General features: G+C 38.8%; 23 protein-coding genes and 2 pseudogenes. 7 read left to right on the top strand and 18 right to left on the bottom strand.

The window, feature by feature from the left end:
* Window positions 1–34: 34 nt before the first annotated feature.
* Entirely contained in the window at window positions 35–1063 is a 1029-nt protein-coding gene (gene mnmA / locus EAL87_RS03875; RefSeq protein WP_120913085.1) for a tRNA 2-thiouridine(34) synthase MnmA, read from the bottom strand.
* 142 nt (window positions 1064–1205) lie between these two features.
* Between mnmA and EAL87_RS03870 the strand changes: the two genes are divergently transcribed.
* Window positions 1206–1967: a J domain-containing protein gene (locus EAL87_RS03870; RefSeq protein ID WP_120913083.1), complete on the top strand. Its 762-nt coding sequence runs from the start codon at window positions 1206–1208 to the stop codon at window positions 1965–1967.
* On the opposite strand, the gene nadD is transcribed toward EAL87_RS03870, so the two are convergent.
* Window positions 1964–2479 (bottom strand): nicotinate (nicotinamide) nucleotide adenylyltransferase, encoded by a 516-nt coding sequence (nadD, locus tag EAL87_RS03865; RefSeq protein WP_162972599.1) that lies wholly within the window; start codon window positions 2477–2479, stop codon window positions 1964–1966. The genes EAL87_RS03870 and nadD overlap by 4 nt on opposite strands.
* The gene (nikR, locus tag EAL87_RS03860) at window positions 2472–2918 is read right to left on the bottom strand and encodes a nickel-responsive transcriptional regulator NikR (protein WP_120913078.1); all 447 of its coding nucleotides are present in this window, start codon (window positions 2916–2918) and stop codon (window positions 2472–2474) included. The genes nadD and nikR overlap by 8 nt, the downstream gene beginning before the upstream one ends.
* 338 nt (window positions 2919–3256) lie before the next feature.
* Here nikR and exbB point away from each other — a divergent pair, with 338 nt between their 5' ends.
* The 4 genes and pseudogenes from exbB to EAL87_RS03840 all read left to right on the top strand — a co-directional run.
* Window positions 3257–3694 carry a TonB-system energizer ExbB gene (exbB, locus tag EAL87_RS03855; RefSeq protein WP_120913076.1) on the top strand — a complete coding sequence of 146 codons (438 nt, stop codon included), beginning with the start codon at window positions 3257–3259 and terminating at the stop codon, window positions 3692–3694.
* Window positions 3691–4080: a TonB system transport protein ExbD gene (gene exbD, locus EAL87_RS03850; protein WP_120913074.1), complete on the top strand. Its 390-nt coding sequence runs from the start codon at window positions 3691–3693 to the stop codon at window positions 4078–4080. The genes exbB and exbD overlap by 4 nt, the downstream gene beginning before the upstream one ends.
* Window positions 4046–4900 (top strand): energy transducer TonB family protein, encoded by an 855-nt coding sequence (locus tag EAL87_RS03845; RefSeq protein ID WP_120913072.1) that lies wholly within the window; start codon window positions 4046–4048, stop codon window positions 4898–4900. Before exbD ends, EAL87_RS03845 begins: the two co-directional genes overlap by 35 nt.
* Before the next feature lie 190 nt (window positions 4901–5090).
* Window positions 5091–5567, top strand: a pseudogene (locus EAL87_RS03840) (outer membrane protein); the annotation flags it as partial.
* Window positions 5568–5704: 137 nt separating this feature from the next.
* On the opposite strand, the gene EAL87_RS03830 reads toward EAL87_RS03840, so the two are convergent.
* The 4 genes from EAL87_RS03830 to gap are packed head-to-tail and all read right to left on the bottom strand — an operon-like array spanning window position 5705 to window position 9631.
* Complete coding sequence (locus tag EAL87_RS03830; protein ID WP_120913068.1) at window positions 5705–6436, bottom strand: TerC family protein; 732 nt, start codon at window positions 6434–6436, stop codon at window positions 5705–5707.
* A 6-nt stretch (window positions 6437–6442) separates the two neighbouring features.
* Window positions 6443–7399, bottom strand: coding sequence for a magnesium/cobalt transporter CorA (gene corA / locus EAL87_RS03825; RefSeq protein WP_000248519.1), 957 nt, complete (start codon window positions 7397–7399; stop codon window positions 6443–6445).
* A 15-nt stretch (window positions 7400–7414) separates the two neighbouring features.
* A complete protein-coding gene (locus tag EAL87_RS03820) occupies window positions 7415–8623 on the bottom strand; it encodes a phosphoglycerate kinase (protein ID WP_120913066.1) in 1209 nt (402 codons plus the stop codon).
* A gap of 15 nt (window positions 8624–8638) precedes the next feature.
* Window positions 8639–9631 carry a type I glyceraldehyde-3-phosphate dehydrogenase gene (gap, locus tag EAL87_RS03815; protein WP_120913064.1) on the bottom strand — a complete coding sequence of 331 codons (993 nt, stop codon included), beginning with the start codon at window positions 9629–9631 and terminating at the stop codon, window positions 8639–8641.
* 196 nt (window positions 9632–9827) lie between these two features.
* On the opposite strand from gap, the gene EAL87_RS03810 reads away from it, so the two are divergent.
* Both EAL87_RS03810 and EAL87_RS03805 read left to right on the top strand, forming a co-directional pair.
* Complete coding sequence (locus EAL87_RS03810) at window positions 9828–10538, top strand: toll/interleukin-1 receptor domain-containing protein (RefSeq protein ID WP_120913062.1); 711 nt, start codon at window positions 9828–9830, stop codon at window positions 10536–10538.
* Complete coding sequence (locus EAL87_RS03805) at window positions 10535–11794, top strand: hypothetical protein (protein ID WP_120913060.1); 1260 nt, start codon at window positions 10535–10537, stop codon at window positions 11792–11794. Before EAL87_RS03810 ends, EAL87_RS03805 begins: the two co-directional genes overlap by 4 nt.
* Window positions 11795–11971: 177 nt before the next feature.
* Here EAL87_RS03805 and ung read toward each other — a convergent pair whose 3' ends face one another.
* The 11 genes and pseudogenes from ung to mqnP all read right to left on the bottom strand — a co-directional run bounded on the left by ung (window position 11972) and on the right by mqnP (window position 24180).
* Window positions 11972–12673 (bottom strand): uracil-DNA glycosylase, encoded by a 702-nt coding sequence (gene ung, locus EAL87_RS03800; RefSeq protein WP_120913058.1) that lies wholly within the window; start codon window positions 12671–12673, stop codon window positions 11972–11974.
* Window positions 12670–13383 (bottom strand): 1-acyl-sn-glycerol-3-phosphate acyltransferase, encoded by a 714-nt coding sequence (locus EAL87_RS03795; RefSeq protein ID WP_120913056.1) that lies wholly within the window; start codon window positions 13381–13383, stop codon window positions 12670–12672. Before EAL87_RS03795 ends, ung begins: the two co-directional genes overlap by 4 nt.
* On the bottom strand, window positions 13370–14545 hold the full coding sequence (locus EAL87_RS03790; protein ID WP_120913054.1) for an SH3 domain-containing protein: 1176 nt from the start codon (window positions 14543–14545) through the stop codon (window positions 13370–13372). Before EAL87_RS03790 ends, EAL87_RS03795 begins: the two co-directional genes overlap by 14 nt.
* Window positions 14546–14551: 6 nt before the next feature.
* Entirely contained in the window at window positions 14552–15931 is a 1380-nt protein-coding gene (locus EAL87_RS03785; protein WP_162972586.1) for a S41 family peptidase, read from the bottom strand.
* A 103-nt stretch (window positions 15932–16034) separates the two neighbouring features.
* Window positions 16035–19647 (bottom strand): annotated as a pseudogene (locus EAL87_RS08345) (type ISP restriction/modification enzyme).
* Between the two features lie 24 nt (window positions 19648–19671).
* Window positions 19672–20493, bottom strand: coding sequence for a carboxylating nicotinate-nucleotide diphosphorylase (nadC, locus tag EAL87_RS03775; RefSeq protein ID WP_120913050.1), 822 nt, complete (start codon window positions 20491–20493; stop codon window positions 19672–19674).
* Window positions 20493–21503 (bottom strand): quinolinate synthase NadA, encoded by a 1011-nt coding sequence (gene nadA, locus EAL87_RS03770; RefSeq protein ID WP_120913048.1) that lies wholly within the window; start codon window positions 21501–21503, stop codon window positions 20493–20495. The genes nadC and nadA overlap by 1 nt, the downstream gene beginning before the upstream one ends.
* On the bottom strand, window positions 21493–22296 hold the full coding sequence (locus tag EAL87_RS03765; RefSeq protein ID WP_120913046.1) for a phosphatidylserine decarboxylase: 804 nt from the start codon (window positions 22294–22296) through the stop codon (window positions 21493–21495). The genes nadA and EAL87_RS03765 overlap by 11 nt, the downstream gene beginning before the upstream one ends.
* Window positions 22290–22796 carry a DUF6115 domain-containing protein gene (locus tag EAL87_RS03760; protein WP_000953107.1) on the bottom strand — a complete coding sequence of 169 codons (507 nt, stop codon included), beginning with the start codon at window positions 22794–22796 and terminating at the stop codon, window positions 22290–22292. Before EAL87_RS03760 ends, EAL87_RS03765 begins: the two co-directional genes overlap by 7 nt.
* A 12-nt stretch (window positions 22797–22808) precedes the next feature.
* Window positions 22809–23303 carry a hypothetical protein gene (locus EAL87_RS03755; protein WP_162972581.1) on the bottom strand — a complete coding sequence of 165 codons (495 nt, stop codon included), beginning with the start codon at window positions 23301–23303 and terminating at the stop codon, window positions 22809–22811.
* Window positions 23296–24180 (bottom strand): menaquinone biosynthesis prenyltransferase MqnP, encoded by an 885-nt coding sequence (gene mqnP / locus EAL87_RS03750; protein WP_120913042.1) that lies wholly within the window; start codon window positions 24178–24180, stop codon window positions 23296–23298. The genes EAL87_RS03755 and mqnP overlap by 8 nt, the downstream gene beginning before the upstream one ends.
* Between the last annotated feature and the right edge of the window lie 24 nt (window positions 24181–24204).

Below are 24204 nucleotides of genomic sequence, written 5' to 3'. Positions count from 1 at the left end.
AAAGCAACCAGTTAGACCATAAACGCAAAAAGCCTTAAACAATCACGCCTCCCCCTAGCACGATGTCATTTTGATAAACGACCAAAGCTTGCCCTTTAGCCACGCCGTAAAAAGGCTCTTTAAATTCCACTTCAATCACCTCGTCTCTCAAACTCACAAACGCTTTAGCAGGCACGCTCCTGTAACGAGCCTTGATAAAATATTCGCCGCTTTTAAAATCTTTCATTAAAGATTTGTTTTGAGCCTTAAGGGAATGCGTGGCGAGATCTTCTTTTTTACCCACAACTAACTCGTTCTTTTTAGCGTCAATCCCCACCACAAAATGCGGCTCTAACGCGCCTTTAATACTAAAGCCTTTGCGTTTGCCAATCGTGTATTGCATATAGCCCTTATGCGTGCCAATGATTTCGCCTTGTAAGTTTTTCACCACGCCCTCTTTTTCCACTTCAACATGCTTTTTTAAAGTGTCAATGTAGCTTTTTTCCACAAAGCAAATTTCTTGAGATTCCTTATAAGTCTCTAAAGTGCCTAAAAAAGGCATCGCACTCAAGGCTAAAGGCTTAATATCCTTTTTTAACAAATCCCCTAAAGGGAACACCAATTTAGCGATAACTTCATGCTCTAAAGCGTATAAAAAATAGCTCTGATCTTTAGTTTTATCCAAAGCCTCTTGAATATAACTTACCTTGTCAATTTCTTTGACTCTCGCATAATGCCCGGTAGCGATCTTTTCACACCCTAATTGTAAAGCGTGATCTAAAGCCAACCCAAACTTCATTAAAGGGTTGCACAACGCGCATGGGTTAGGGGTTTGCCCCTCTTCATAAGCACTGATAAATTCATCATAAACCGCGCTTTTGAAATCCTTTTGAAAATCCAACACTTCTAAAGGAATGCCTAAAAACTCGCACGCTTTTTGAGCGTTTTTAATGTATAAATCATGCTTTTTTTCACTCGCATGGAGTTTTAAATAAATCCCCACTAATTCATGCCCTTGCTCTTTTAAGCTATAAGCGCTATAAGAGCTATCCACCCCCCCACTGAGTAATACCGCTATTTTCATTTTTAATCTTTCATTCAATGGATTATGGCTCGTAGTCTAGCGCAAAAACCATTCATGACCACCTTTTTTTAACCATTGGCATGCTAAAATATGCCAAAGATTTTTAAAAATCGCATCAAAACGCATGGAGAAAATAAGGGCAATGGCCAAAATTGAATTGTTAGCCAAATTCACGCAAATCGCGCTCCCTAACAGCCACCCTTTATTGAAAAAAGTTTTAAACTACGCTAAAAAACATTTCAGCCAGTGCCACATGCTCTCTTCATCGTTACTCATTTTAAACGACACGGAATGCTTTAAGAAAAATTACTTGCTTAATTGGGTCTATCATGCCCTTGAATGCGCGCATGAGAAAGACATTAGCCAACATTCTTTAGAAGAGGTTTTACAAAAAAGCCACCTGCCCATACGCATCAAAATCATGGCTCAAAACACGCTTTTAGAAAAAATAGAGGTGAAAGTTTTAACCTTTGGGGCAGAATACGCGCTTTTTATCACCAAGCACCCTATCGCTAAGCGCTTTTTACGCCAGAAATTCAGCGGCTATGTGTTTTTAGAAACCCAAGACGAATTGCATATAAGAGGCGATTCAGGGCGTTTTTGGGAACTCATGGTAACGCTCCATGAAAATAGAATCGTCCATAACGCATGCTTAGATTTCATCTACCCTAATGGCTTTGGCAAGGACAGCTACACCACTATGGCTGAACGCAAATTAAAAGAATGCTATAAAACGCTAGGGTTTATCAAGCATGAAAATTTCAGCGAAGTCAAAAAGCGCTATTTGGAGTTGGCTAAAACCTACCACCCTGATTTGTGCGATCTGAAAGAAAAAAAGGCTCTTTATGCCAAGCGTTTTGCGATCATTCAAGAAGCCTACCGCCACATTAAAAAGCACGCTTAAACCCCTAAACTAGCCCTAATTGCACTAGAAGAAATCGGCGCGTCAATGCCTTTTAAAGGGTGGTAGTGTCCCTTAAACTGGATTTCTTCATAGCCAATCCTTTCAAAAACCACTAATTCCACCCTTTTTAAAAGCTCTTTAGCGTTAGTCCAAGAAGAAAGATGCCTCAAACAATCCGCTCCTATGACTAAATACAGCGTTTTAGGGCGGTAGAGTTTTTGGAAATGAATCGCGCTTTCTATCATAGGCACAGCCCTTTCTTGCTTGATTTCAAAATCGCTCAACAGCGCCCTAGGCATTCCCTTTAAAGCTCTTTCTAATTCTTTAAAACGACTTTGCGCGTCCAAAAAACATGGCTTTTTGAAAGGGTTTTGATAAGCGGGCAAGACAATGAGCTTGGCGAATGGCAATAATTCTAAAGTTTGCTCAATAATGGCTAAATGAGCCTTGTGTAAGGGATCAAAACTCCCTCCATAGAGCGCTAATTCTTTGTATTCTAAGACGCTATTCATTGTGTTCAAAGCTAGACGCCTTAGTCAATTTAGCGAATTTAACCCCCCTAAGCCCCCCGATTTCTAATTGCAAGCGTTGGATTTCAAGCGAATTGCCTTGTAAAACAATCGTCTCCAAGCAATTATGCGCATCCATATGAATGTGCGTGGTGCATAAAACATGCGTTGTGCTGGCATGCTGGATGTCTATCATGCGCTGGTTTAATTCCCTTTGGTGGTGATCATAAATCACCACCAGCACGGCGATCTTGCTCCCATCATTAGGGTTATCTTCTGCCCAATTGTCTTCTACTAATTTTTCTCTGATCATGTCGCGCACCAATTCTGAGCGAGAAGAATAGCCGTTTTTAATGATGCGGTTGTCTAATTCGTCTAATAAATTTTGTTGTAAAGAAACCGAAAAGCGGATGATTGAATCGTCTTTATTGTGTGTATCCATTTGAGAAAATCCTTTTTGGCATGAGTTCTATTAAGAGTCGCTCATGCTAGTATGATTGAATTAATTTAAAATTAACGATTATAGTATAAACTCGGTTAGTATTGGAATGGTTGGTTATAAGGTAATTTTAGCGTTTGGATTTGATTGTAATTATTAGCTTAATCATCATTGACTTGTTATTATTAAAACAATATAATCAACAATCCAATGTTCTTTTATCATTTTAGAGCATTTATGCGAAAAAGCACTTCTTATAGAGCGCTTGCTTTTTAGAATGCGGCTGTATCGCATGCGGCTTTAGTTTTAGGGGGATTATTTTATTGTAACAAGGAGTTTTTATGGGCGGTTTTTCAATGGCAATGTTGAAAGATTATGTGGATGTGTTTGTTTTTGCGGTGCTTGGCGTGTCTAGTTTTTTAGCTTTGTGGTTTGTGATTGAAAGGATTATTTTTTATTCCAAAATCAATTTGAAGGCTTATGATGATATAGACGCCCTGAATTTGGATTTAACCAAGAATCTAACCATTCTTTATGTGATTTATTCTAACGCGCCTTACGTGGGCTTATTAGGGACGGTTTTAGGGATCATGGTGATTTTCTATGACATGGGCGTGAGTGGCGGGATGGACGCTAAAACGATCATGGTAGGTTTGTCTTTGGCTTTAAAAGCGACCGCTCTAGGGCTTGCTGTGGCGATTCCCACTTTGATCGCTTATAATAGCTTGTTGAGAAAATCCGATGTTTTGAGTGAAAAATTTAGGATCATGAAAAAATGAAAAGCATCAGAAGAGGCGATGGGCTGAATGTTGTCCCTTTTATTGATATTATGCTCGTTTTGCTAGCGATTGTGTTGAGCATTTCTACTTTTATCGCGCAAGGTAAGATTAAAGTCAGTCTCCCTAACGCTAAAAATGCGGAAAAATCCCAGCCAAACGATCAAAAAGTGGTGGTCATCTCTGTAGATGAGCATGACAATATTTTCGTAGATGACAAACCGACGAATTTAGAAGCTTTGAGCGCTATAGTCAAACAAACAGATCCTAAAACCCTTATAGACTTAAAAAGCGACAAAGGCTCTCGTTTTGAAACTTTTATCAGCATTATGGATATTTTAAAAGAGCATAATCATGAAAATTTCTCCATCTCCACAGAAGTTAAGTAAAGTCTCAACGAGTGTTAGCTTTTTAATCTCTTTTGCCCTATACGCTATAGGGTTTGGCTATTTTTTACTGCACGAAGAGGCCCCAACGCCTTTAGCGCAAGCGGGCACCACTAAGGTTACCATGAGTTTAGCTAGCATTAACACTAATTCCAATACAAAGACCAATGCCGAGTCGGCTAAACCCAAAGAAGAGCCTAAAGAAGAACCCAAGAAAGAAGAGCCTAAAAAAGAGGTCACAAAGCCCAAGCCTAAACCCAAGCCTAAGCCTAAACCCAAACCTGAGCCTAAACCCAAACCTGAGCCTAAGCCAAAGCCTGAACCCAAACCTGAGCCTAAGCCTGAACCTAAAGTTGAAGAGGTTAAAAAAGAAGAGCCTAAAGAAGAACCCAAAAAAGAAGAAGTTAAAGAGGAAGCTAAAGAAAAAAGCGCTCCTAAACAAGTAACGACTAAAGACATAGTCAAAGAAAAAGACAAGCAAGAAGAATCCAACAAAACCTCTGAGGGGGCCACTTCTGAAGCTCAAGCTTATAACCCAGGGGTGAGCAACGAATTTTTAATGAAGATCCAAACCGCCATTTCTTCTAAAAACCGCTACCCTAAAATGGCACAAATTAGGGGCATTGAGGGCGAAGTGTTGGTGAGCTTTGCGATCAATCCTGATGGGAGCGTTACAGATATTAAAGTGATCAAGAGCAACACGACGGATATTTTAAACCATGCGGCTTTAGAGGCCATTAAAAGCGCGGCGCATCTATTCCCTAAACCAGAAGAAACCGTGCATCTAAAAATCCCTATCGCTTATAGCTTGAAAGAAGACTGATTAGTCTTTCTTTTAAAGGCGGTTTTTAAGCCTTAAAAGCTGGGTCAAAACCCCTATTTTTCGCAATTTACAAAAAAAAAAAAAAAAAAAAACAAAATCTCTAAAATTTAGAGCTAAAATTAGCCATAAAATTCCATTTATTGCTTATAATACGAAGTTTCTTTTTATAAAGAAAAATCTATTCAGGTGTGGGTTAAGGTATTACGGCTTTTTTGATTACAACCATGCTTATATTAAATCCAACTTTTTCAACTCCGCTTCTGATGTGTGGACTTATGGCGCGGGTATGGACGCTCTTTATAACTTCATCAACGATAAAAACACCAACTTTTTAGGCAAGAACAACAAGCTTTCTGTGGGGCTTTTTGGAGGCTTTGCGCTAGCTGGGACTTCGTGGCTTAATTCTGAATTCGTGAATCTGAACATGGTGGGTAATATCTATAGCGCTAAGATGAATGTGGCTAACTTCCAATTCTTATTCAATTTAGGCTTGAGAATGAACCTCGCTAGGCCCAAGAAAAAAGACAGCGATCATACCGCTCAGCATGGGATTGAACTAGGGCTTAAAATCCCTACCATTAACACCAATTATTATTCTTTCATGGGGGCTGAACTCAAATACAGAAGACTCTATAGCGTGTATTTGAATTATGTGTTTGCTTATTAAAACCCTCTTTAAAAAGGGGGTTTCATTGCGAAATGCCCCTATGCACTTATGAGTTTTGATTAAAATTTGGTTATTCGCAAAAGCATGAAAGCCTTTTACAAACAATTTCTTTGATTTTGTTTTTAAGAAAACGCTTTTTAATTTTTTTTCATTCTCTTTTCTATGAAAATATTCAAGCATTCTATGAGTAAGGCAAAACCAATACCCGCATACAAATAATTTTTATTGACATGCAAATGCAAGCCCTCTAAAAACAAGAACACGCCCACAACGAGCAAAAACACAAAGGCCAAAGTTTTAACACGGTAGTGTCTTTCAATAAAATCGCCAACGATTTTGGAAAAAAACATCATCACGATTACAGACAAAATAATAGCAAGCACCATGACTTCTAAGTGTTTAGCGATCCCAATAGCCGTGATCACGGAGTCCAAAGAAAAGACAATGTCTAAAAATGTGATTTCTATTAAAGTGATGAAAAAGCCAAACGCTTTTTCTTGGCGCTTTTCTCCTTTAGGATAAATCTGATCTTTTAGTTCCACTAACGCTTTAAAAGCCAAAAACGCCCCCCCTACAAGCAGCACCACATCACGCCATGAAAAGCTCATGCCCGCTATAGTGAATAAAGGCTTTTGCAAATGGCTGATGAAAAACAAGCTCCCTAAAAGCCCTATACGAGCGATCATCGCTAAGCCCAAACCTAAAATCATGGCTTTATTTTGCTGGTGTTTAGGGAGTTTATAAACCATCACCGTGATAAAAATAATATTATCAATCCCTAAAATGATCTCTAAAAGCGTGAGCGTAGTCAAGGAGACTATGCCATGCGTTGTAGAAAGAGCGTCTAAGAGTGAGGATAAAAATTCCATAAAAGGCTACAACCAGCCTTTCTTTTTGAAATAAATCACCGGGAGAATCGTAGAAATCGCCATGACAATCAATGCGAAAAGATACCCGTATTGCCACTCTAATTCTGGCATGAATTTAAAATTCATGCCATAAATCGTGCCAATCAATGTGGGGGGCATCATCGCCATGGTCGCCACCGTGAATAGCTTGATGGTTTTATTTTGCTCCACATTGACTTGAGAAGCGAACAGGTTTTGAATGTTGTCTAGGGAGTTGAGATTGACCGTTGTAGACTCCACTAAAGAGCTAAAATCGGTTAAAATGATATTTAAATTATTTTTAGTATCGCTATCCACTTTATTGCTCCTTAATAAAGCGGTGATAATGCGCCGTTTGTCAAAAAAGGAATCCCTTAAAGCCACATTAAATTCTTGTAAATTGGACAAGCGTACTAAAATATCATCATGCGTAGAAGTTTCTTTGAAAATGATGTTTTTGCGCAACAGGCTCGTTTGTTTGTTGATCCACTCTAAACATTCCACGCCTTTTTCAAAATACACTTCAAAGATTTTGGTTAGAATATCAAACCCGTCTTCAAATTTTTTAGGGCTAGCCAAAACCTTTTTTTGGATAGAATCAAAGATTTCTAAAGTCCCGTAATAAATCGTGAAAAGAATGTTATTAGACAAAATAAAGGTCGCCATTTCCGTGTGGAAAGTCTCATTTTCATCCTGGTTAGTGAAAAAAGCGTTGATCGTAACGCTGGAGCTGTCTTCCCAATATTTGGTTACTGATGAAACTCGTTGGGAATGGTCTGTGTTGTAGTGGATAGCGTATTCTTGGCTCAGAGTGGCCAATTCATTGGGTGTTGGGTTGATTAACTCAAACCATAGGACTTCATTTTCTTCTATATCAAAGCCATTGAAATCATTAAAGCGTTTTTTAATGACAAATTTTTGCTGTTTGAAAAACACGTTCACCATAAGCGATCCTTAGAGTTAATGGCGTTTATCCAAAACCTCAAAACAAGGTAAAATTTTGCCCTCTAATAATTCCAAGCTCGCTCCCCCACCGGTAGAAATGAAGCTCATGTTATCCTTTTCGCCCGCGCGGTTGATCGCATCAATGGTATCGCCCCCCCCAACGAGCGAAAAAGCGTAAGTGTCAGCGATCTTGTGGGCTAAAAAGGTTGTACCTCTGGCAAATTCTTGTTTTTCATGCACGCCTAAAGGGCCATTCCATAAAATGGTGGGCGCGCTCTCTATGACTTCAGAAAACAATTTCATGCTCGCAGGCCCTATGTCAGCGATCTTGTGTTTAGGCTCAATGTCTTGGACAGGCGAAATTTTAATGTGCTTGGGGTTGAGAATATCATCAGTGGTTACAGCGTCTATGGGCAAATAGACTTTGACTTTTTTTTCTTTCGCGCTTTTTAATAATTCTAGGGCGTCATTGATTAGAGCGTCTTCTACAGAAGAATCTTGCACATCATAGCCTAAGGCTTTTAAGAAAGTGTTGCTCATCGCTCCTGCAATGATGAGCTTGTCAATGAGATCTAAAATGTTTTTTAATAAGGTGAGTTTGGAGCTGACCTTAGCCCCCCCCACAATCAACAATAAAGGGCGTAAAGGGTGGTTAAACGCTTGATAAAACGAATCAATTTCTTTTTTGAGTAAAAACCCGCTCACTTTAACGGGGGCAAATTGTGCCGTGCCGTAAGTGCTGGCATGCTTTCTGTGGCTCGTGCCAAAAGCGTCATTCACAAACACATCGCACAAGCTCGCTAAATCTTTAGCCAAGTTTTCATCATTTTCTTCTTCGCCTTTTAAAAAGCGGATGTTTTCTAAAAGAAAAATCCTTGTGGGCGCGTTTTCGTTTAAGGCTTGTTTTAATTGCGCGATATTTTGAGAAAAAACCACTTCATGATTTAAAAGTCTTTCAAGGCGTTTTAAAAAGGGTTTCAAGCTCAATTTTTCTTCAACCCCTTTAGGGCGGCCCAAGTGGCTCACTAAAATAATATCTTTAGCCTTGTTGTCAATACAATATTGGATGGTAGGCAAGCTCTCTCTAATGCGCGTATCATCAGTGATATTCAAATTTTCATCTAAAGGCACATTAAAATCCACTCTAATAAGCACTTTTTTATGATTGACATCCACTTCTTGAATGTTTTTAACGTTTTGCATAAACGACATTTTAGCTAACATGAAAAATCCTTTCTTTTAATTTTGCGCTATATATTGCGCCATGTCTATCAAGCGCTCACTATAACCCATCTCATTATCATACCATGCCAATACTTTAGCATTTTTTTCGCCTATTGTCATGATTTGATCATCAATCACAATCGCGCTAAAAGGCGAAGAAATAAAATCGCTTGAAACAAGCCTTTCTTCATCAATACTCACAACCCCTTTAAAGGCATGCTTACAAGCGTCTTTAAGCGCATGCTGAACGCTCGCTTTACTCACAACTTTTTTAAAACTTAAAGAAAGATCCACTAAACTCACATTAGGGGTAGGCACTCTAATGGCAAGTCCTGTAACTTTAGGGCCTAAATGCGGCAAGACTAGCGAAATGGCTTTGCTCACGCCGGTGCTTGTAGGGATAAGATTTAAGCCAGCTGCTCTAGCGCGGCGGATGTCTTTGTGCTTGGTGTCTAAAAGGTTTTGATCGTTAGTGTAGCTGTGGATGGTGGTTAAAAGCGCGTTTTCTACTTTAAAGGCTTCATCTAAGATTTTTAATAAAGGAGCGGTAGCGTTAGTCGTGCAAGAGGCGTTAGAGATCACGCTTTCGTTATGGTAATTCTTGTGGTTCACCCCATAGACAAAGGTGGGCGTATTTTGCGCGGGAGCGGAGATGATGACTTTTTTCACGCTGTTTTTAAGATGAGCACTTGAAGCTTCTAAGGAATTGAATTTCCCCGTGCACTCTATGACAATTTCTGCGTTAGCGACAGAAAAATCAAGCTTGTTAATGTCTCGCTCATTCAACACTAAAATCTTTTTACTATGCCCGATATTTAGGGTTCTATTAGCGTTTAATTGGGCTTCAAAATGCCCATGCACGCTGTCATGGCGGATCAAATGCAAAAGAGTTTCTAATTCAGCGGTGGAATTGATGGCTACAATCTCTATATCTTTTCTTTGGCTAGCAACTCTTATAGTGCACAAACCGATGCGCCCGGTCCCATTGATAGCGATTCTAATTGGCATGTTTTCCCTTTATTTAAAAATTAGCATTTTATCACAAATGCTCTTAAATAAAGATATTTGGCTCTGTTAATCAAATATGAATAAGCCCTAAAATTTTTTAGAGTTCTGCTTAAGCTAAGTCTAAGTCTACTGAACTAAAGTCATTTGAGAGGAAACTTAAAAATTTGTATTTGATAATGTTTTTGGAGAAAAGTAAATGGAAAAGAGCGATAACAAACATAGCGACAACAAACAAAGAATGCGTGAAATTCTAAAAAAATCTCTTAATGATGATAATACTATCAATGCTAAAATCTTAAAAGAAGAGTGTTTTAACACTTCTTTAAGTAAAGATAAGCCTTGGATTTTCATCTCTCATTCCCACAAAGATAATCAAATTGTTTTAGATCTTAAAGAAGAGCTAGAAAAGGACAATGATTTTAAGGTGTTTGCAGATAACCTGTTTTGGAGTGTCACTCTTAAAGATGTTAAAGAAAGTATTTTAGAGATTTTTAAAGATAAGATAAGCGAGCAAGAGCTAGAAAGACACTTGTCTTCTCTTATGGCAATTTGTTTAGTAGAAATTATCCAACAATGCCGTATCTATATTGTAATCAAGGACAATAGTATGACCCAAAATAACAAAATTGAGTCTAATTGGATTTATTATGAATTGGAGATGATAAAAACATTACTTCCCAAGCTTGTCGCTTCTTTTGAATCAAAAAGTAGTGAAAAGGTTTTGTTATATGAAAGCGAACTAGAAAAACTGGAAACCTACCACAACATGCAAAATTTAAAAAAGGCTTTAAAAAACCTTATAACTCCATTTAATAATGGTTATGAAGAGACCACTCTATTAGAATGCTCGCCCAATTACAAGCCATTTATAGCTTACGAACCAAACTACACAAAGGAGCAAGCATGAAAATAAGCTTTAAAGCATTGGGGGTGTTAAGCCTAGCGTTATCGCCTTTATTTGGAGGTGCACCTATTGATGTGCATAAACAAATAGATAGTCATTTTGATAAATACACTTATAATATTGAAGAACAAACCTATCTTAAAATCTCGTCTAATGTAGATGATATTGTTATCCAAAATATTGAGCTTAATAGAGGGAATTGCAAAAGCGAGATGCATAGCAACACGAGTTTAAAAAGCTATGAAAGTAAAAGAAAGAATATTGTGCTACAAATTGAAAACATGAAAGAAAAGATGAAAAGAGAAGAGACGCAAACATACGACGGTTCAGAGATAAGAATGTATATGCAACAAACGAAAGATACTATTAAAACCAACGAAAATTTCCAAAAACAACTCAGTGCTATCAATACTTTTGATGAATTGGTAGATAGAATAAACAATGACACCGCTAGCCCTCGTTTTCCAGATCTTGATTTGGACTCTGGTACGGATTCTACTAATGATTATGATGGTAACGGGCCTAAAGGGCCTGAAGATAAAAAAATTTATTCCTTGAGACTTTTTGAAGAACATCTAAAATATTTTTTTGCAGGGGATTTTAGCGACGATAAAGGGGGGCGTGAATTTATAAACGATATAACAAGCAGGATAAAACCTGTAGGAACGGAAAAAGGGTATATTTGTAGCAACACAAATATATACATCTCTCTTTCCTCCGTTTCAGAAGGTTGCACAGACAAATACTACCTTGATGATTATGTCAAAAGCGTTGTGGGAGATGAGGATTACAACAAGCTTACTAGTCGGGAATTTTGGGAAACAAAAGAATGGTCAAAAGAAGAAATAGATAAATTCAAGCAAGATTCGGATCCTTTATATCAAAAAATACAGAAAAAAATACTGACAGCCTATCTTCAAGAATATAAAGATTTCACTTTAAATCAATCAAATGCAATTCTTAAAGAGGCACGAACAGAACTTTCTAAACTCCGCAAAATATACCAGCAAGAACAGCAAAAATACCAAAAAGAACACCAACAAAAAATCCAACAAAAACAACAAGAAAGTCTAAAAGAGCAAAAAGAACTCACTCAAAAACTCGCTCAAGTGGAACAAAAAATCAAAAGAATGAAAGAACAAGGCAATACCATAGAAATCCCCTTAAAATTTGGCGAAGTCTTTAAAACCAGAGCTTGTAGCAACCTTAAAGAAGCTAAGATAAAAACCAACAAAGGCGCTTATACTTTCAGCTTTTAATCATTTTTTAAAACAAAAGAGCTTTAATCAAACGATAATTTATTAAGGCGGTCTTGGGGGTTAGGGGGTTTTAGTTGAGGGTTGTAGGGTGAGAGTTATTTCAAAATATCCCCCTATCCCTTAAAAAATAAAATTAAGGTTTGAGTTTTAATATTTGATTAAAGCAGAGTTTTTTATTCACAAACTGAAATCAAAATCCTTGCGATAAACCTCTCTATAAGCTTTTTGAACGCTTGAAAAAACCCCACTCCCTAAAAACCCCCTAGATAACGGGCTAGGGTGAGGGGCTGTGATGATGATGTGTTTGTTTTTAGGGATTAAAGCGATCTTTTTTTGGGCGACTTTCCCTAATAGCACCACGATTAAAGGGGCGGTCGTTTCAAAAAGGCGTATCAGTATTTGATCGCTAAAAGCTTCCCAGCCAATATATTGGTGCGAAGCGGCCTTATTTTTTTCCACGCTTAAAATGGCGTTCAATAACAGCATGCCCCTTTTAGCCCATGCGCTCAAATCCCCACAACAAGGCACAGGCACGCCTAAATTTGCATGCAATTCTTTAAAAATATTTTTCAAGCTTGGGGGGATGGGGGCGTTTTTTTCCACGCTAAAGCTTAAGCCCATCGCCACAGGCAATTCTTGCTCATTGTCTAGGTAGGTGGAATGGTAGGGATCTTGCCCTAAAAGAATGATTTTAACCGCATAAGGGGGCGTTAGATTGAATGCATAAAACAGATTAGAGCTTTTGGGGAAAATGGTTTTAGGGCTTTTTAGGGCTTCTAAATAGCGTTTTTCTATTTCTAAGAAATAAGGCTTTTTCAATTCGCTTTGCAAAAACTCCCGCCAAGCCAAACTCAAAGGAGCGTAGTCAAAAAGCTTCATGCGTTTAATTCATGGTAGTGTTTTAAATACTCTTTTTGCATGCGTTCTTGTAATTCTTCATACCAAGTGGGCGAGCTAAAATCAGGCGTATAACTTTCTAGCATGACCAAACGGGTGCGGGCTTTATAGGCTTCTAGGGGCTTGGAATTAAAGATTTTAATGGAATTGATTAACACCATCGGCTGGATTTTGAGCTGGAATTTTTCGGCGATGATTTTAGCCCCTTGCTTGAAAGGGAGGAATTTTTCTCCTCCCCTGCCTCTAGTACCTTCAGGGAAAATCACTAAAGGGCGGTTTTGATCCAGCTTTTCCTTACACGCTTTCAAAAGACTCACGATCCCCTTTTTATCCTCTCTGTCAATTAAAATCATTCCGGTATCCGTTAGGGCATGCCCATAAAAAGGGATTTCGCCCAGCTCTTTTTTAGCGATCCAGCAAATATTGCTAGGGTGGTAGGCTTCTAAATAAATAATATCCAATAAGCTTTGGTGGTTTAAAACAACGAGTTTAGCGTCCGTATCAAAAGCGCCTATTTTTTCTAAATGAACCCCGGTGAGCGTGAAAAAACACGCGCAAGTTTTACGGCTGGAACGCGCGTTATTGTTCTTACGATTAAAATAATTGAAAACAATGATAACGGCTAGTCCTATAGCGATCACTAAAGCCCTATAAATCGCTCTTAAATGATTGGATTTTTTATTTGATTTCATCTTTTTTGACCCATCCTATTTGTTCATGCGGCGTTAGGATTTTATAATAATCATCATGCGAGCCTAAGATTTTAATCGGCATTTCATTTTTAGAAAGCCCTAAAATGGTGGAATTTTGCGTGGGCAGAATGCGGATTTTTTTATGAGCGAGCAAAACGGCTGATTTTTGCGTGAATAAAAGGTGGTACAAAACAAACCCTAAGCACAAAATCCCAAGCCCTAAAAAAATGAGTTTGCGCCCAAAAATGAAAAACAACACCAAGAAAAACACGCACAAAGCGAGCAACGCCACATTAGAAAAGACTAAAAAATTGTTTTTAGGGATGAGATCGCTTTGGATACCGGTAGTGTCTTGAGTGGGAATGACGGAAAAAGACAGCGTTTTAAACTGCCTGTTAGAAAGCGAAAAGTAATCAAAAGAAAGGTTTTGAAGGGTTTTAGGCAACACGCAATAATAAAAAACGCTCCCTTCTTTAGCCTTGATCTGGTTTAAAGAGGCGTTATCAAACCCTTGTTTGATCGCTTCTTTGATGTGAAAATCTTCCCAAGTGGCTTCTTTAAACGCTATTTCCACCACCAAAATATTGTTTTTATCGTCATAGTCTTTGGTTTTGTATTGCACAACTTGCAAATCTTTAGCCATGACATTCGCGTAACGAGGGTTTTTGGACAAATCCGTTACTTGCAGAGTAACTTTTGGGGCTATGGAATGATCTATGTATTTGTCTTTATTGGAAAACGCGCTCACTTCTAAAGACGGGATGCTCGCTTTTACGCCCTTAATCTTGTAATAATAAGTCGCTCTGAAAAGCTCTTTCTCCACCTTTTTCCATTTAGGCATCTTATTTAAAAGCTCAATTTGGGTTTTATCCCACCCGTCTTTGATTTTGGCTTCCAAAAACTCAGCGTCAAATAATAATAAATCATAAGTTACGCCTATAATTTGACCGATATAAACTGGGTTGTTTTCCAAATCTTCTAATTGGGGGATTTTCACATAAGCCACTTTAGCTTTGATTTCTTCTGGCTCATGAGTGTTTTCAGCAACCAAATCAGCAACCAAAAAAGTGGCTAAAAAGCTTAAAATCAAACTGATGGTTTTAACGATTTTGATTGAATGGGCCAAAAAACCCATTAACGATTTTTCAAATAAAAACCCCATGAGTTTTTATTTCTTCTTGGGCGCTTTTTCATCCATTTTCTCATCCACGATAGACCAGGTTTTCAAGCTGTCAATAGCGGTTTTTAGCTGAATGTCATCATTAATCATTTTAGGAGTAACCTCTTTTTCCTCTTCGCTTTTTTCGCTTTTTTTGTTTTTATCCGTATTTTTAGAGGCAGAATCTTTATTGGTATCATCAAGTTTTTTAAGCTCTTGCTCTAAATGGTGTTTCAGATCCGCTTCTTTCAAGCTGAATTTGTTTTCATTTTCTGGCGCTTTACCCGGATAAATCACAATATCAGGCGTGATCCCCTTAGCTTGAATGGTGCGCCCGCTCGGCAAATAGTAGCGCGCGGTCGTGATTTTAATGGCTTCGTCTTTATTGACAGGGAGCAGCATCTGCACGCTTCCTTTACCAAAGGTTTTTTCACCGACAATCACGGCCCGTTTGTGATCTTGCAGCGCCCCTGCAACAATCTCGCTCGCACTCGCTGAACCGCCATTGACTAACACCGCAATAGGCAAATTGGTATAAGGGGCTCTGCCATTAGCCTTGTATTCTAAATTTTCTTCTTTATTTTTGCCTTTTTGAGAGACTAAAACCCCCTCTTTAATGAAGAGATTAGACAAGCCCACCGCTTGGTTTAACAGCCCTCCAGGATTGCCCCTTAAATCCAACACGATCCCCTTAGTCTTAGGGTTGGCTTTCAAGCCGTCTAAAACCGATTTGGTAACATTTTTATCAAAAGAATTGACTCTCACATACAAATAGGGGGTTTTTTCAATCTTTTTCACATAGACAGACGGAACTTTAATGATGTCTCTAATAATGTTAAACACTAAAGGTTTTAGCTCGTTTTTTCTCACAATGGTGATCTGAATAGGGGTCTTTGGCTTGCCGCGCATGAGATTGATCGCATCATCAATGCTCATGTTCAGCGTGCTTTCGTTATTGATTTTTAAAATGTTATCGCCTGATTTAACCCCAGCCTTGTAAGCAGGAGTGCTTTCTAAAGGAGCGATCACGGTCAAAACCCCATCGCGCATGCCCACCGTGATCCCAAGCCCCCCAAATTCGCCCTCGGTTTGGGCTTGAAACTCCTTAAACTTCTTTTCATTCAAATACGCTGAATGCGCATCCAGATTAGAGAGCAAGCCTTCAATCGCTTTAGTCATGATCTCAGAAATGCTGATTTTATCCACATACTTTTTTTCAATTTCTGTAACCACATTCGTGAAACGATTGAACGCTTCCACCCTTTTAGCCGCTAATTCTTGCGGATCTTCTTTAACCGGCTTGACCGGCTTTTTTTCCTTAACTTCACCACCATGCAAACTCACAGCAAGAGAAACCGCTAACAACCCTTTAAAAAGTCGTTTTGTCATTGTTAATAGCACCACCCATTTTTGAGATTAGAAAGAATCACCTTTAAGGTTTTATTCAATTTCTTGCGTTTATTCTATCTAAAATTTAGATAACATGCCCCATTCATTCACTCATTTTGAGCCTAAACAACAAAAACGCATAACTCCCCGATCCATTCACATGCAAATCGCAAAGCATGCTCGTTACAAAAACATTAGAAATGGGGCTTACTTTAGAGCCTCTATCGCAAATGAGAGCGAGATTAGGTAATACAGAATAAGGGGAAAGCCGAGCCTCCGCCTCTGCGGTAGATGTTGTTGTCGCTCGCTTCTTTGCTGATGAATGCGGCATCAAAGTCAAAATCTCCGATGGCTTTGGCTTGGCGCGATAAGATAAGGGCGATATTGGTATTAAATGGGGGGGGGGTGGATTTTGCAAGATTTCTTGCATTAACGCTTGGCTGTCATTCCCTTTTAAATGGGGCAAATCGCTCGTCAAAAATCCAAGCGTTTTTTGGATTTCAATCGTGCACGCGATGACTTTAATGATGTTGCTTACATGATCAAATTTACAAGACTCGTCTTTATGGCTTGTTAAATATTTGTCTAAAACGCCATACCCCCCTATCATGTAATCATGAATTTCTTGACTCACCCCCCTAAAATAAGCGCTATGGTTGATATAAAGCCGTTTTTCTGGCTCGTTATAAGAGGGTTTTTTGATGATGGGGTTACGATCATGCACTTCTTTATAGACGAATTCGCCTATGGTAGCGTCTTTTAATTTTTCAAAGCTGTAATTCAAGCTTTCTTGATTTAAGACATGCAAGCCGATTAGTTCAATCCCTAAAAAGCTTAAAGCCCTAAACAAATCTTTATTGTTTGTGAAAAGGATTTTAGGGTAATCGGCTTTGAGAAAGTCTTCATAACGCTTGCGGTAATTTGGGGAATACAATAACGCATAGATATAGCCTAAAACCTCTAGCGGCTCAAAAGAATGGCTATAATGCTTGTCTATGAAGCTTCTAAACTCTGGCGTAAAATTTTCGGTGTAGTTTGGGTGTTTGAATTGATAGAGGGGGTAATTGACCCCAGCTCCATTGCCCCCAGAGCTTAACCCCTGATCGTTAATGCTAGAGCTTATAAAGCATTGCGTCCAACTTTTATCGTTGTTTTTTAGTTGTCGTGGGGTGTTTAGCGCGACATTCTTGCGCGTTTGATGGGGTGTTTTAGGGTTTTGTTGGGGGGGGTAACATGTGCTTGAAAACTTCGCCTCGTGGATAAGCGATAAAAGACTTTGATTTACCGGTATAATAAGTGTAGTAAAAATCAAAAGGGCGGTATTGGCACAAAACGATGTATTCTTCTAAGTTATCAACATTTGCCCTAACATCTCTAATAGCATATTCTAAACGCCAATCTCTGCTATCTTTTTTGATTTTATAAATTCTGCGTAACTCGCTGGGTTCTAAGGTTGAAAAATCTTTTAAAAGCTTTAATAAGCTTTCTTTGTCCTTGTGGAAAACGACATGGTCTCTTCCTGTAACAATCCCCACACTTCCAACTTGAAACATCTCCTGAACGCTAAAGCCTTGCTCGTATTCCTCTAACAAGGGCGTTTTTTGGGGTATGAGTGAGTAAAAAGGCTCTCTTGGGGCAAGCTCAAGCCAATTGATACTATTCAAATCGTTTTGGGCTAAAAAAGCGTATTTTTCAGCCCTTTGGCCATAAACATCATAATAATAGATTTTTTGCTTTACTACTTGCGCCTTTTTGACAAAGAGGTTAATGGACACGCCTTGCATGATATTGAAAACGTTTTCATCTTTTGTGCCTTGTGGGGTTTTCTCCTTTTTCCTCGCATTTCCATGCAAATTTAAGATATAAAGCTCATCGTAGCATTCTAAAAGAGAGCGCCTTAACCCCCTAAAAGTCGGGTTGTCTAAAAAGGCGTTGTTAGAGATAAAGCCAAAAAGGCCATGCCCTAATGATTCGATCTTGTTTTGAGCGAAACGCATGAATTTCACATAATCGTCTAAGAGCCATTTAGGGTTTTTCTCCTTTTGCAGTTTGTATTTAGAATGGAGATTTTTAAGTTCCTTTAGGGCATTTTGGCTGCCGCTTTCTTTTTGGGTTTGAATGTTTTTTAGAAGCTTTTGGATTTTGTCGGTAAGCTTAGCATTTTTTTCAATCTCTATGGTTTGAAATTCAGGCTCTATGCCGTAAGTGGCTTTCACTTCCCATTCAAACAAGCCCTCATTACTGCTCGCCCCGCTATAAGGGGGGTTGCCGGTGATAATAAGAATCTTTTCATCTTTTTTAATTTCTTGAGCGCTTTTAAGCTCTTTTTCAAAAATCGGTTGTAGCCCACGATAAGCGGCGATCTCACTAGGCTGTATGAGGGTGTTGGTTAAAATGATTTGAAGCGCGTCGTTTTCTTTGAGAGGTTTTTTAAATTCCTCTTTAAAGGCTTGGCTGAGGTTCAAATGAGCGATCGCGTAAGGAGCGATCAAGTATTCAAACCCATAAAATTGCTTCAAGAGGTTTTGGTATTTGTCCTCTTTAGTGGAGATGCCTCCATCGCTTGTTTTTCTCGTTTCTAGCGCTTTCCTGAACGCTTCCAATAAAAAAGTGCCGGTGCCGGTGGCAAAATCTAAGAGCTTGATGTTTTCGTTATCTAAAGCGCTTTTTAAGCCTAAGGGAGCGTCTTTGAAACGCGTTTTAAGCAGGCTATCCAAAGCGTTAATGATGAATTCCACCACAGAATCCGGAGTGTAATACACGCCCTTATTCTCTCGCAATTTAGGGTCATAAGCGCTTAAAAAGGTTTCATAAAAGTGCAAATAAGGGTCTTTATCGTCATTCAAATCTTTAATGATAGAGTCCATATCAACATGATTGATTAAGCTTAAAATTTCATTTAAAAGCCATTGGATTTCTTTGATTGCATCAAGCTTCTTTAAAAAATCCGCCATTTCTCTGATCACAGCAAAATTTTTAGGAATGGAGCTTCTCACATTATCCAAATTAATTTTTTCAAAAGGGTGGTTGAGCTTGGCTATAAAAAGGCTGTAAGTGAGCGTTTGAGCGAACGCATCGCTAAAGTCTTCAAAACTCAATTCTTCATAAAGATATTCTTTAAAATTGTTAAAAATGCTAGAAACTTGCGTGTCTTTTTGGTATGTGATTAAAGCGTCTTTTAAATACCTGGTGGGTGCGCTTAAATGCGTTGCGAAATCTTTAGCGTTAGTAATAGGGGCTGCTTCGTAATTGAAAAAGCCTCTAAAAAATTCAATCAGATTACGCTCAGTTTGCGGGTTGGGTTTTAGGGGTTTAGAGAGTTCATCAAGGCTAGCGACAGAAATTTCTCTTTTAATTAAAGGCTTATTCTCTTCATCTTTCCCTACCCACACGAAATTAAGGTAATCCGTGAGCATGAGATTAGGGTTTAATTCTAAATATTTAAGGATTTGTTTGCTTTTTTCGCTTTCTACAATCTTTCTAAGATCGGTCCCCACTCTTTTATTTTCTATATAGCCGATGTTTAGCCCTTGATAAGAGATGCGAAAATCAGGCTGACCCCCTTGTTTGTCTTTTTTAGGCTCATGTTCAATCTTAAATTCTTTATTAAAATCGTTTTTTAAATTTTTAAGCAAGTTGTATAAAGAAGGGCGGTGCGTGAGCTCATTACTTTCAGGCGTAAGATCTTTAATGCTTTCTAAATATTCTTTTAGCATGCCAATAACCCCTTTCTAAGGTTTTTAAGCCATTTTCATGTGCATGTCAATAAAAGTGGCTTGATGGATTAAAGCCCCTACGCTAATGGCATCCACGCCGCTTTTGGCGTAAGCGTTGATGCTCTCTAGCGAGATGTTCCCGCTCGCTTCTAGTAAAACAAAGGGGTAATGCGTCTCTCTGTAAGCGGCAATTTCTTTCGTTTCTCCAACGCTCATGTTATCGCACATCACAATATCCGCTCCAGCATTCATGGCGTTTTTAGCCTCTTCAAAGCTCTCGCATTCAATTTCAATTTTAGCCGTGAAAGGCAAGTTTTTTCTGGCATGCGTTAAAAAGCTTTTGAGATCTTTCACATGCTTTAAATGCGTGTCCTTAAGCATTAAAGCGTCATCTAGCCCTAAGCGGTGGTTGCTCGCTCCCCCATTAAGCACGGAATATTTTTCAAAGATCCTTAAAAGGGGTCTGGTTTTTCTCGTGTCCAACAAACGCACCTTGTGAGAATGTAAAGCCTCTACAAAATGGCTCGTTAAAGTAGCGATCCCGCTGCTGTGTTGCAACAGATTTAAAAGGGTGCGCTCAATCTTTAAAAGCATGCTAAAATCCCCCCTAATTTCCATTAGGGTGTCTTTAGGTTTGAAGCGTTCTTTATCTTTAATCGTTTGAACGCATTCAATGCCGGTCATTTGAAGCAACTCTAAAGCGTATTTTTCGCCTGAAAACACGCCCTCTTGTTTAGCCCTAACAAACGCTGTGGCTTTAAAATCCTTTTCTAACACCCTTTCAAACAAATCCCCATGCCCTAAATCTTCTTTTAAAGCGCGTTCTAAAAAGGTTCTTACCTCCATTAGGATAACTCCATCATTTTAGTTAAAGCGAGTTTGGCCAAACGCGCCACCTCATCTTTTAATTCAATCGTATTGTAAGCCCTGTGGTTTTTATAGGCTTTTAAGACTTCAAACAAATCTTTTAAAGTCGTTTCATTCATGGTAGGACAAAGCGCGAGCGTGCTAGAAAGAATGAAAGTGTTTTGATGATTTCGCTTAGCTTTCAAGCGGTTAACCAAATTGCTTTCAGTGCCTATGGCGACTTTTTGATCGGGGCTTAGCTTTTCTACAAATTCTATGATTTGACTCGTTGATCCGCTAAAATCAGCATTTTGGACCACGCTAGGCTCGCATTCTGGATGGACAGCGATTAAAATATCCGGGTATTTTTGGCGGTAAAATTCAATGTCTTCTAACTTGAAAAGCTGATGCACCGAACAAAATCCGTTATAACAAACCACATCAGCGTTTTTGATTTCTTCTTGGCTGTTTACGCCTAAAATCGCGCTTTTTAAGCCGTTTTCTAGGGCTAGATTTTCCCCCAAGCATTTATCCGGTAAAAAAAAGATTTTTTTATTTTGTTTTAGGGCGTGATTAAAGATCTTAGAAGCGTTGCGGCTCGTGCAAACCACGCCGTTATCTTTAGCGACTTTGGCTTTCACTTCAGCGTTAGAATTGATATAAGTGATAGGGTAAAATTCTTTAACGCCGCATTCTTTCAATAAATGAACGCTTCTATCGTAGTAATGGCTGTCTATCATTCTCGCCATAGAACAGCATGAGAGTTTGGGCATGATCACTTGCTTGTCAAAGGCTAGGGCTTTCACGCTCTCGCCCATGAAATGCACCCCGCAAAACACGATGAGGTTTTTATCGCTTTGGCTTGCGATTTTAGCCAATTCCAAGCTATCGCCTGTGTGGTGGGCTAACTCTACAACCTCATCTTTTTGATAAAAATGAGCCACTAAAAGCGCGTCCAAATCGTTCAACAATTCCACAATAGAAGTTTTTAAATCGTTATCAGTTGGCATGAAATTCCCCTATACTTTCCCCAAACTTCACGCTTTTTTCTTTCAAATCCTTAAAAGCGGTGTTTTGAATGAATAAAACGATAGTAGAGCCCATTTCAAAATTCCCTAAATTATCCCCCTTTTTCACCTTAATCGGAGGGTTGTAAGAGTAGGTTTGCATGAAACGGGCTTTAGCGTTAGTTTGGATATTCTTATCAAAATTAAAACGCATTTTACCCACATTTAACGCTCCCACCGCTACAAAATACAATTGATTGCCTTGAATGTCTTTTGCAACAAGTGTGACTCTTTCATTGCCCACAAACAGATTTTTGTTTTTGTAAAGCGATGGTTTATTGACCGGCAGTAATTTCCCCGCAAAATAACGGGCCTCTAAAATTTCCAAATCGCAAGGGGCGTGGTAGTGGTGGTAATCTTTGGGCGAAAGGTAAAAATTCGCATAGAAAAAAGAAGGGCTTAAGGGGTTGATTTCGCCCACTAATTCATGCGCTTTATAGGGCATGCCTTTAATCTGCAAAGCGGTATCGTTGTCTAAAAAAGCGCATTCCGTGATCAAAGCATCGCAAGGCGCAATGCAAATATTAGGGGCTTTGTCAAAGGGGCGTTCTTTTTTTAAGGAGCGCGTGAAAAGAGCGTTCAAACTCTTGTAATTTTCTAAAGGCTCAAACTCGCTCAAATCAATTTTAAAGATCTTAACATAAAGGGCGTTGATGCCTTTTTGGATAAAAGAAGGGAATTTATAGCCAGCCACAGAGCCAAAAACCCTTGAAAGAGCGTTGCTTAAAGCTACCATTTTAACCCTGCCATGTTCAATATAAATTCCACCTCGCCCTTACTCACTTTAAACTCTTTAGAAATAGAATCCACGCTATAGCCTTCTTGATACATTTTCAAAACCTGTTTTTCGTTGATTTCATCGCTAGCGGCATAATGCCCCATGTCTTTGAATTTGTTTTCTAAAGTAATGATTTTTTCTTCTAAGTAATCGCGCTCTTTGTCCATGGATTTTTGGATTTCTTGCAACTGGTTATAAAGGTGTGAAAGAGTCGTTCTTAATGAGCTATCCTCTTTAGCGCTCTTTTCTAAAGAAAGGCCTTCCAAACGCCCCTCTAATTCTTTCAAACGCTTAGAATAAATATAATTTTCTTGATAGGATTCGTCTAAGGTTTTTTCTAAACGCCTCATTTTATGGTAAAACTCTTTTTCTTTAAGATACAAATACCCCACCAAGCACACCAACACCAATAAAATCGCCCCCAAAACGACCATAAACAAATCATTAGAAGATAACATTACCGCTCCCGTTCATAATTTCAAGCCTTTTCTTTCGCTATGGACAATGAAAGAATCATAACGCTTGATATCTAAGGCGTGCATGCGCGTGATTTCTAAAAAATCTTTATCCCTTGCCACGCCAAAAAAGGCTAGGATTTTCCCCTCTAACACGCAACGCCCATAGTAAGTTTGAGGCGCTATCAGGCTTTGTTTTTTTAAGCAAACTAGCCCATGCCCTAAAGCAGTGATACGATCATTTTGCTCCAATTCAAGCAGGTTTTCTTTTAAAAGCAGGCTCTCTAATTTTTCTAATTTAAAATACAACGCTTTGAATAATTCCAAAGTGTCGTTTTCAACATTCAAGCGTGAAAAATCAAAGCCAGAATTTAACCAATCAAATTCTTCTAACACCGCTAAAGAGCGTTTACTTTTAGAAATAAACCTTTCATAAGAGAACGATAAATCGCACTGGACTAAGCGCGTTTCAAACCCTAAAGCTTGGGATCTTAAAACCAACTCATGCATGTTTGAACCCCACATCAAGGACGATGAAAATAAAAAACACCACCCCCAAATAGCCATTACTCACAAAAAAGGCTTTCGGGATGTTTTTATAATCTCTGGCCACTAAGATCTGCTCATAGAGTAAAATCAAGGCTGAAACCCCTAAGCCTAAATACGCAAAAAGCCCCCCATGGTAGCACTTTATAAAAAAAAGCCAGCAGATCAGCGCCACAAAGTGTGAGAGCCTTGAAAGATTCAAGCACCATTTTTCCCCTAATTGGCTAGGAATGGAAAACAAGCCTCTTTCTTTATCAAACTCCATATCCTGTAAAGAATAGAGCAAATCAAACCCAGCCACCCATAACATCACCCCTAAAGCCAAAAAGACATTCCATAAAGGGATCGCTCCTAAAACCGCCACGCTTCCCGCAATGGGGGCCAAACCCAAAGCCAAACCCACGATGAAATGTGCCAAAGAAGAAAAGCGCTTGAAATACGAATACCCCCCTAAAATGATTAAAAAAGGTAACGAGAGTTTGAACGCTAAAGGGTTAATGAAATAGCTCACCCCCACGAATAAAAGGGCGTTTAAAGCGCTAAAAACCACCATGCCTTTAACGCTGATCCTACCATCCACGCTCGGGCGGTTTTTGGTCCTTGGGTTATCCTTATCAATATCCCTATCCACCAAGCGGTTAAACCCCATAGCGAAGTTTCTCGCCCCTAGTAAGGCTAAAAAACAAAGGATTAAGGTTTCTAACCCAAAAAAGAGCGTTTGATTTTTTTGATAGGAGCTTATGACCATAGCCATGAGTAAAAACATGCTAGAAAATATCGTATGCTCCAAAGCGACCAATTCGCTTAAAGCTTTGATTTTATGCGTGATTTTTTTAAGCAATTATTTGATCCCTAAAAATGACTT

It is taken from the genome of Helicobacter pylori, from assembly GCF_003636935.1.
Classification (GTDB): domain Bacteria; phylum Campylobacterota; class Campylobacteria; order Campylobacterales; family Helicobacteraceae; genus Helicobacter; species Helicobacter pylori_CH.
The sequence above is the reverse complement of the archived record's forward strand: the minus strand, read 5'-3'. Positions and strand labels throughout refer to the sequence as shown.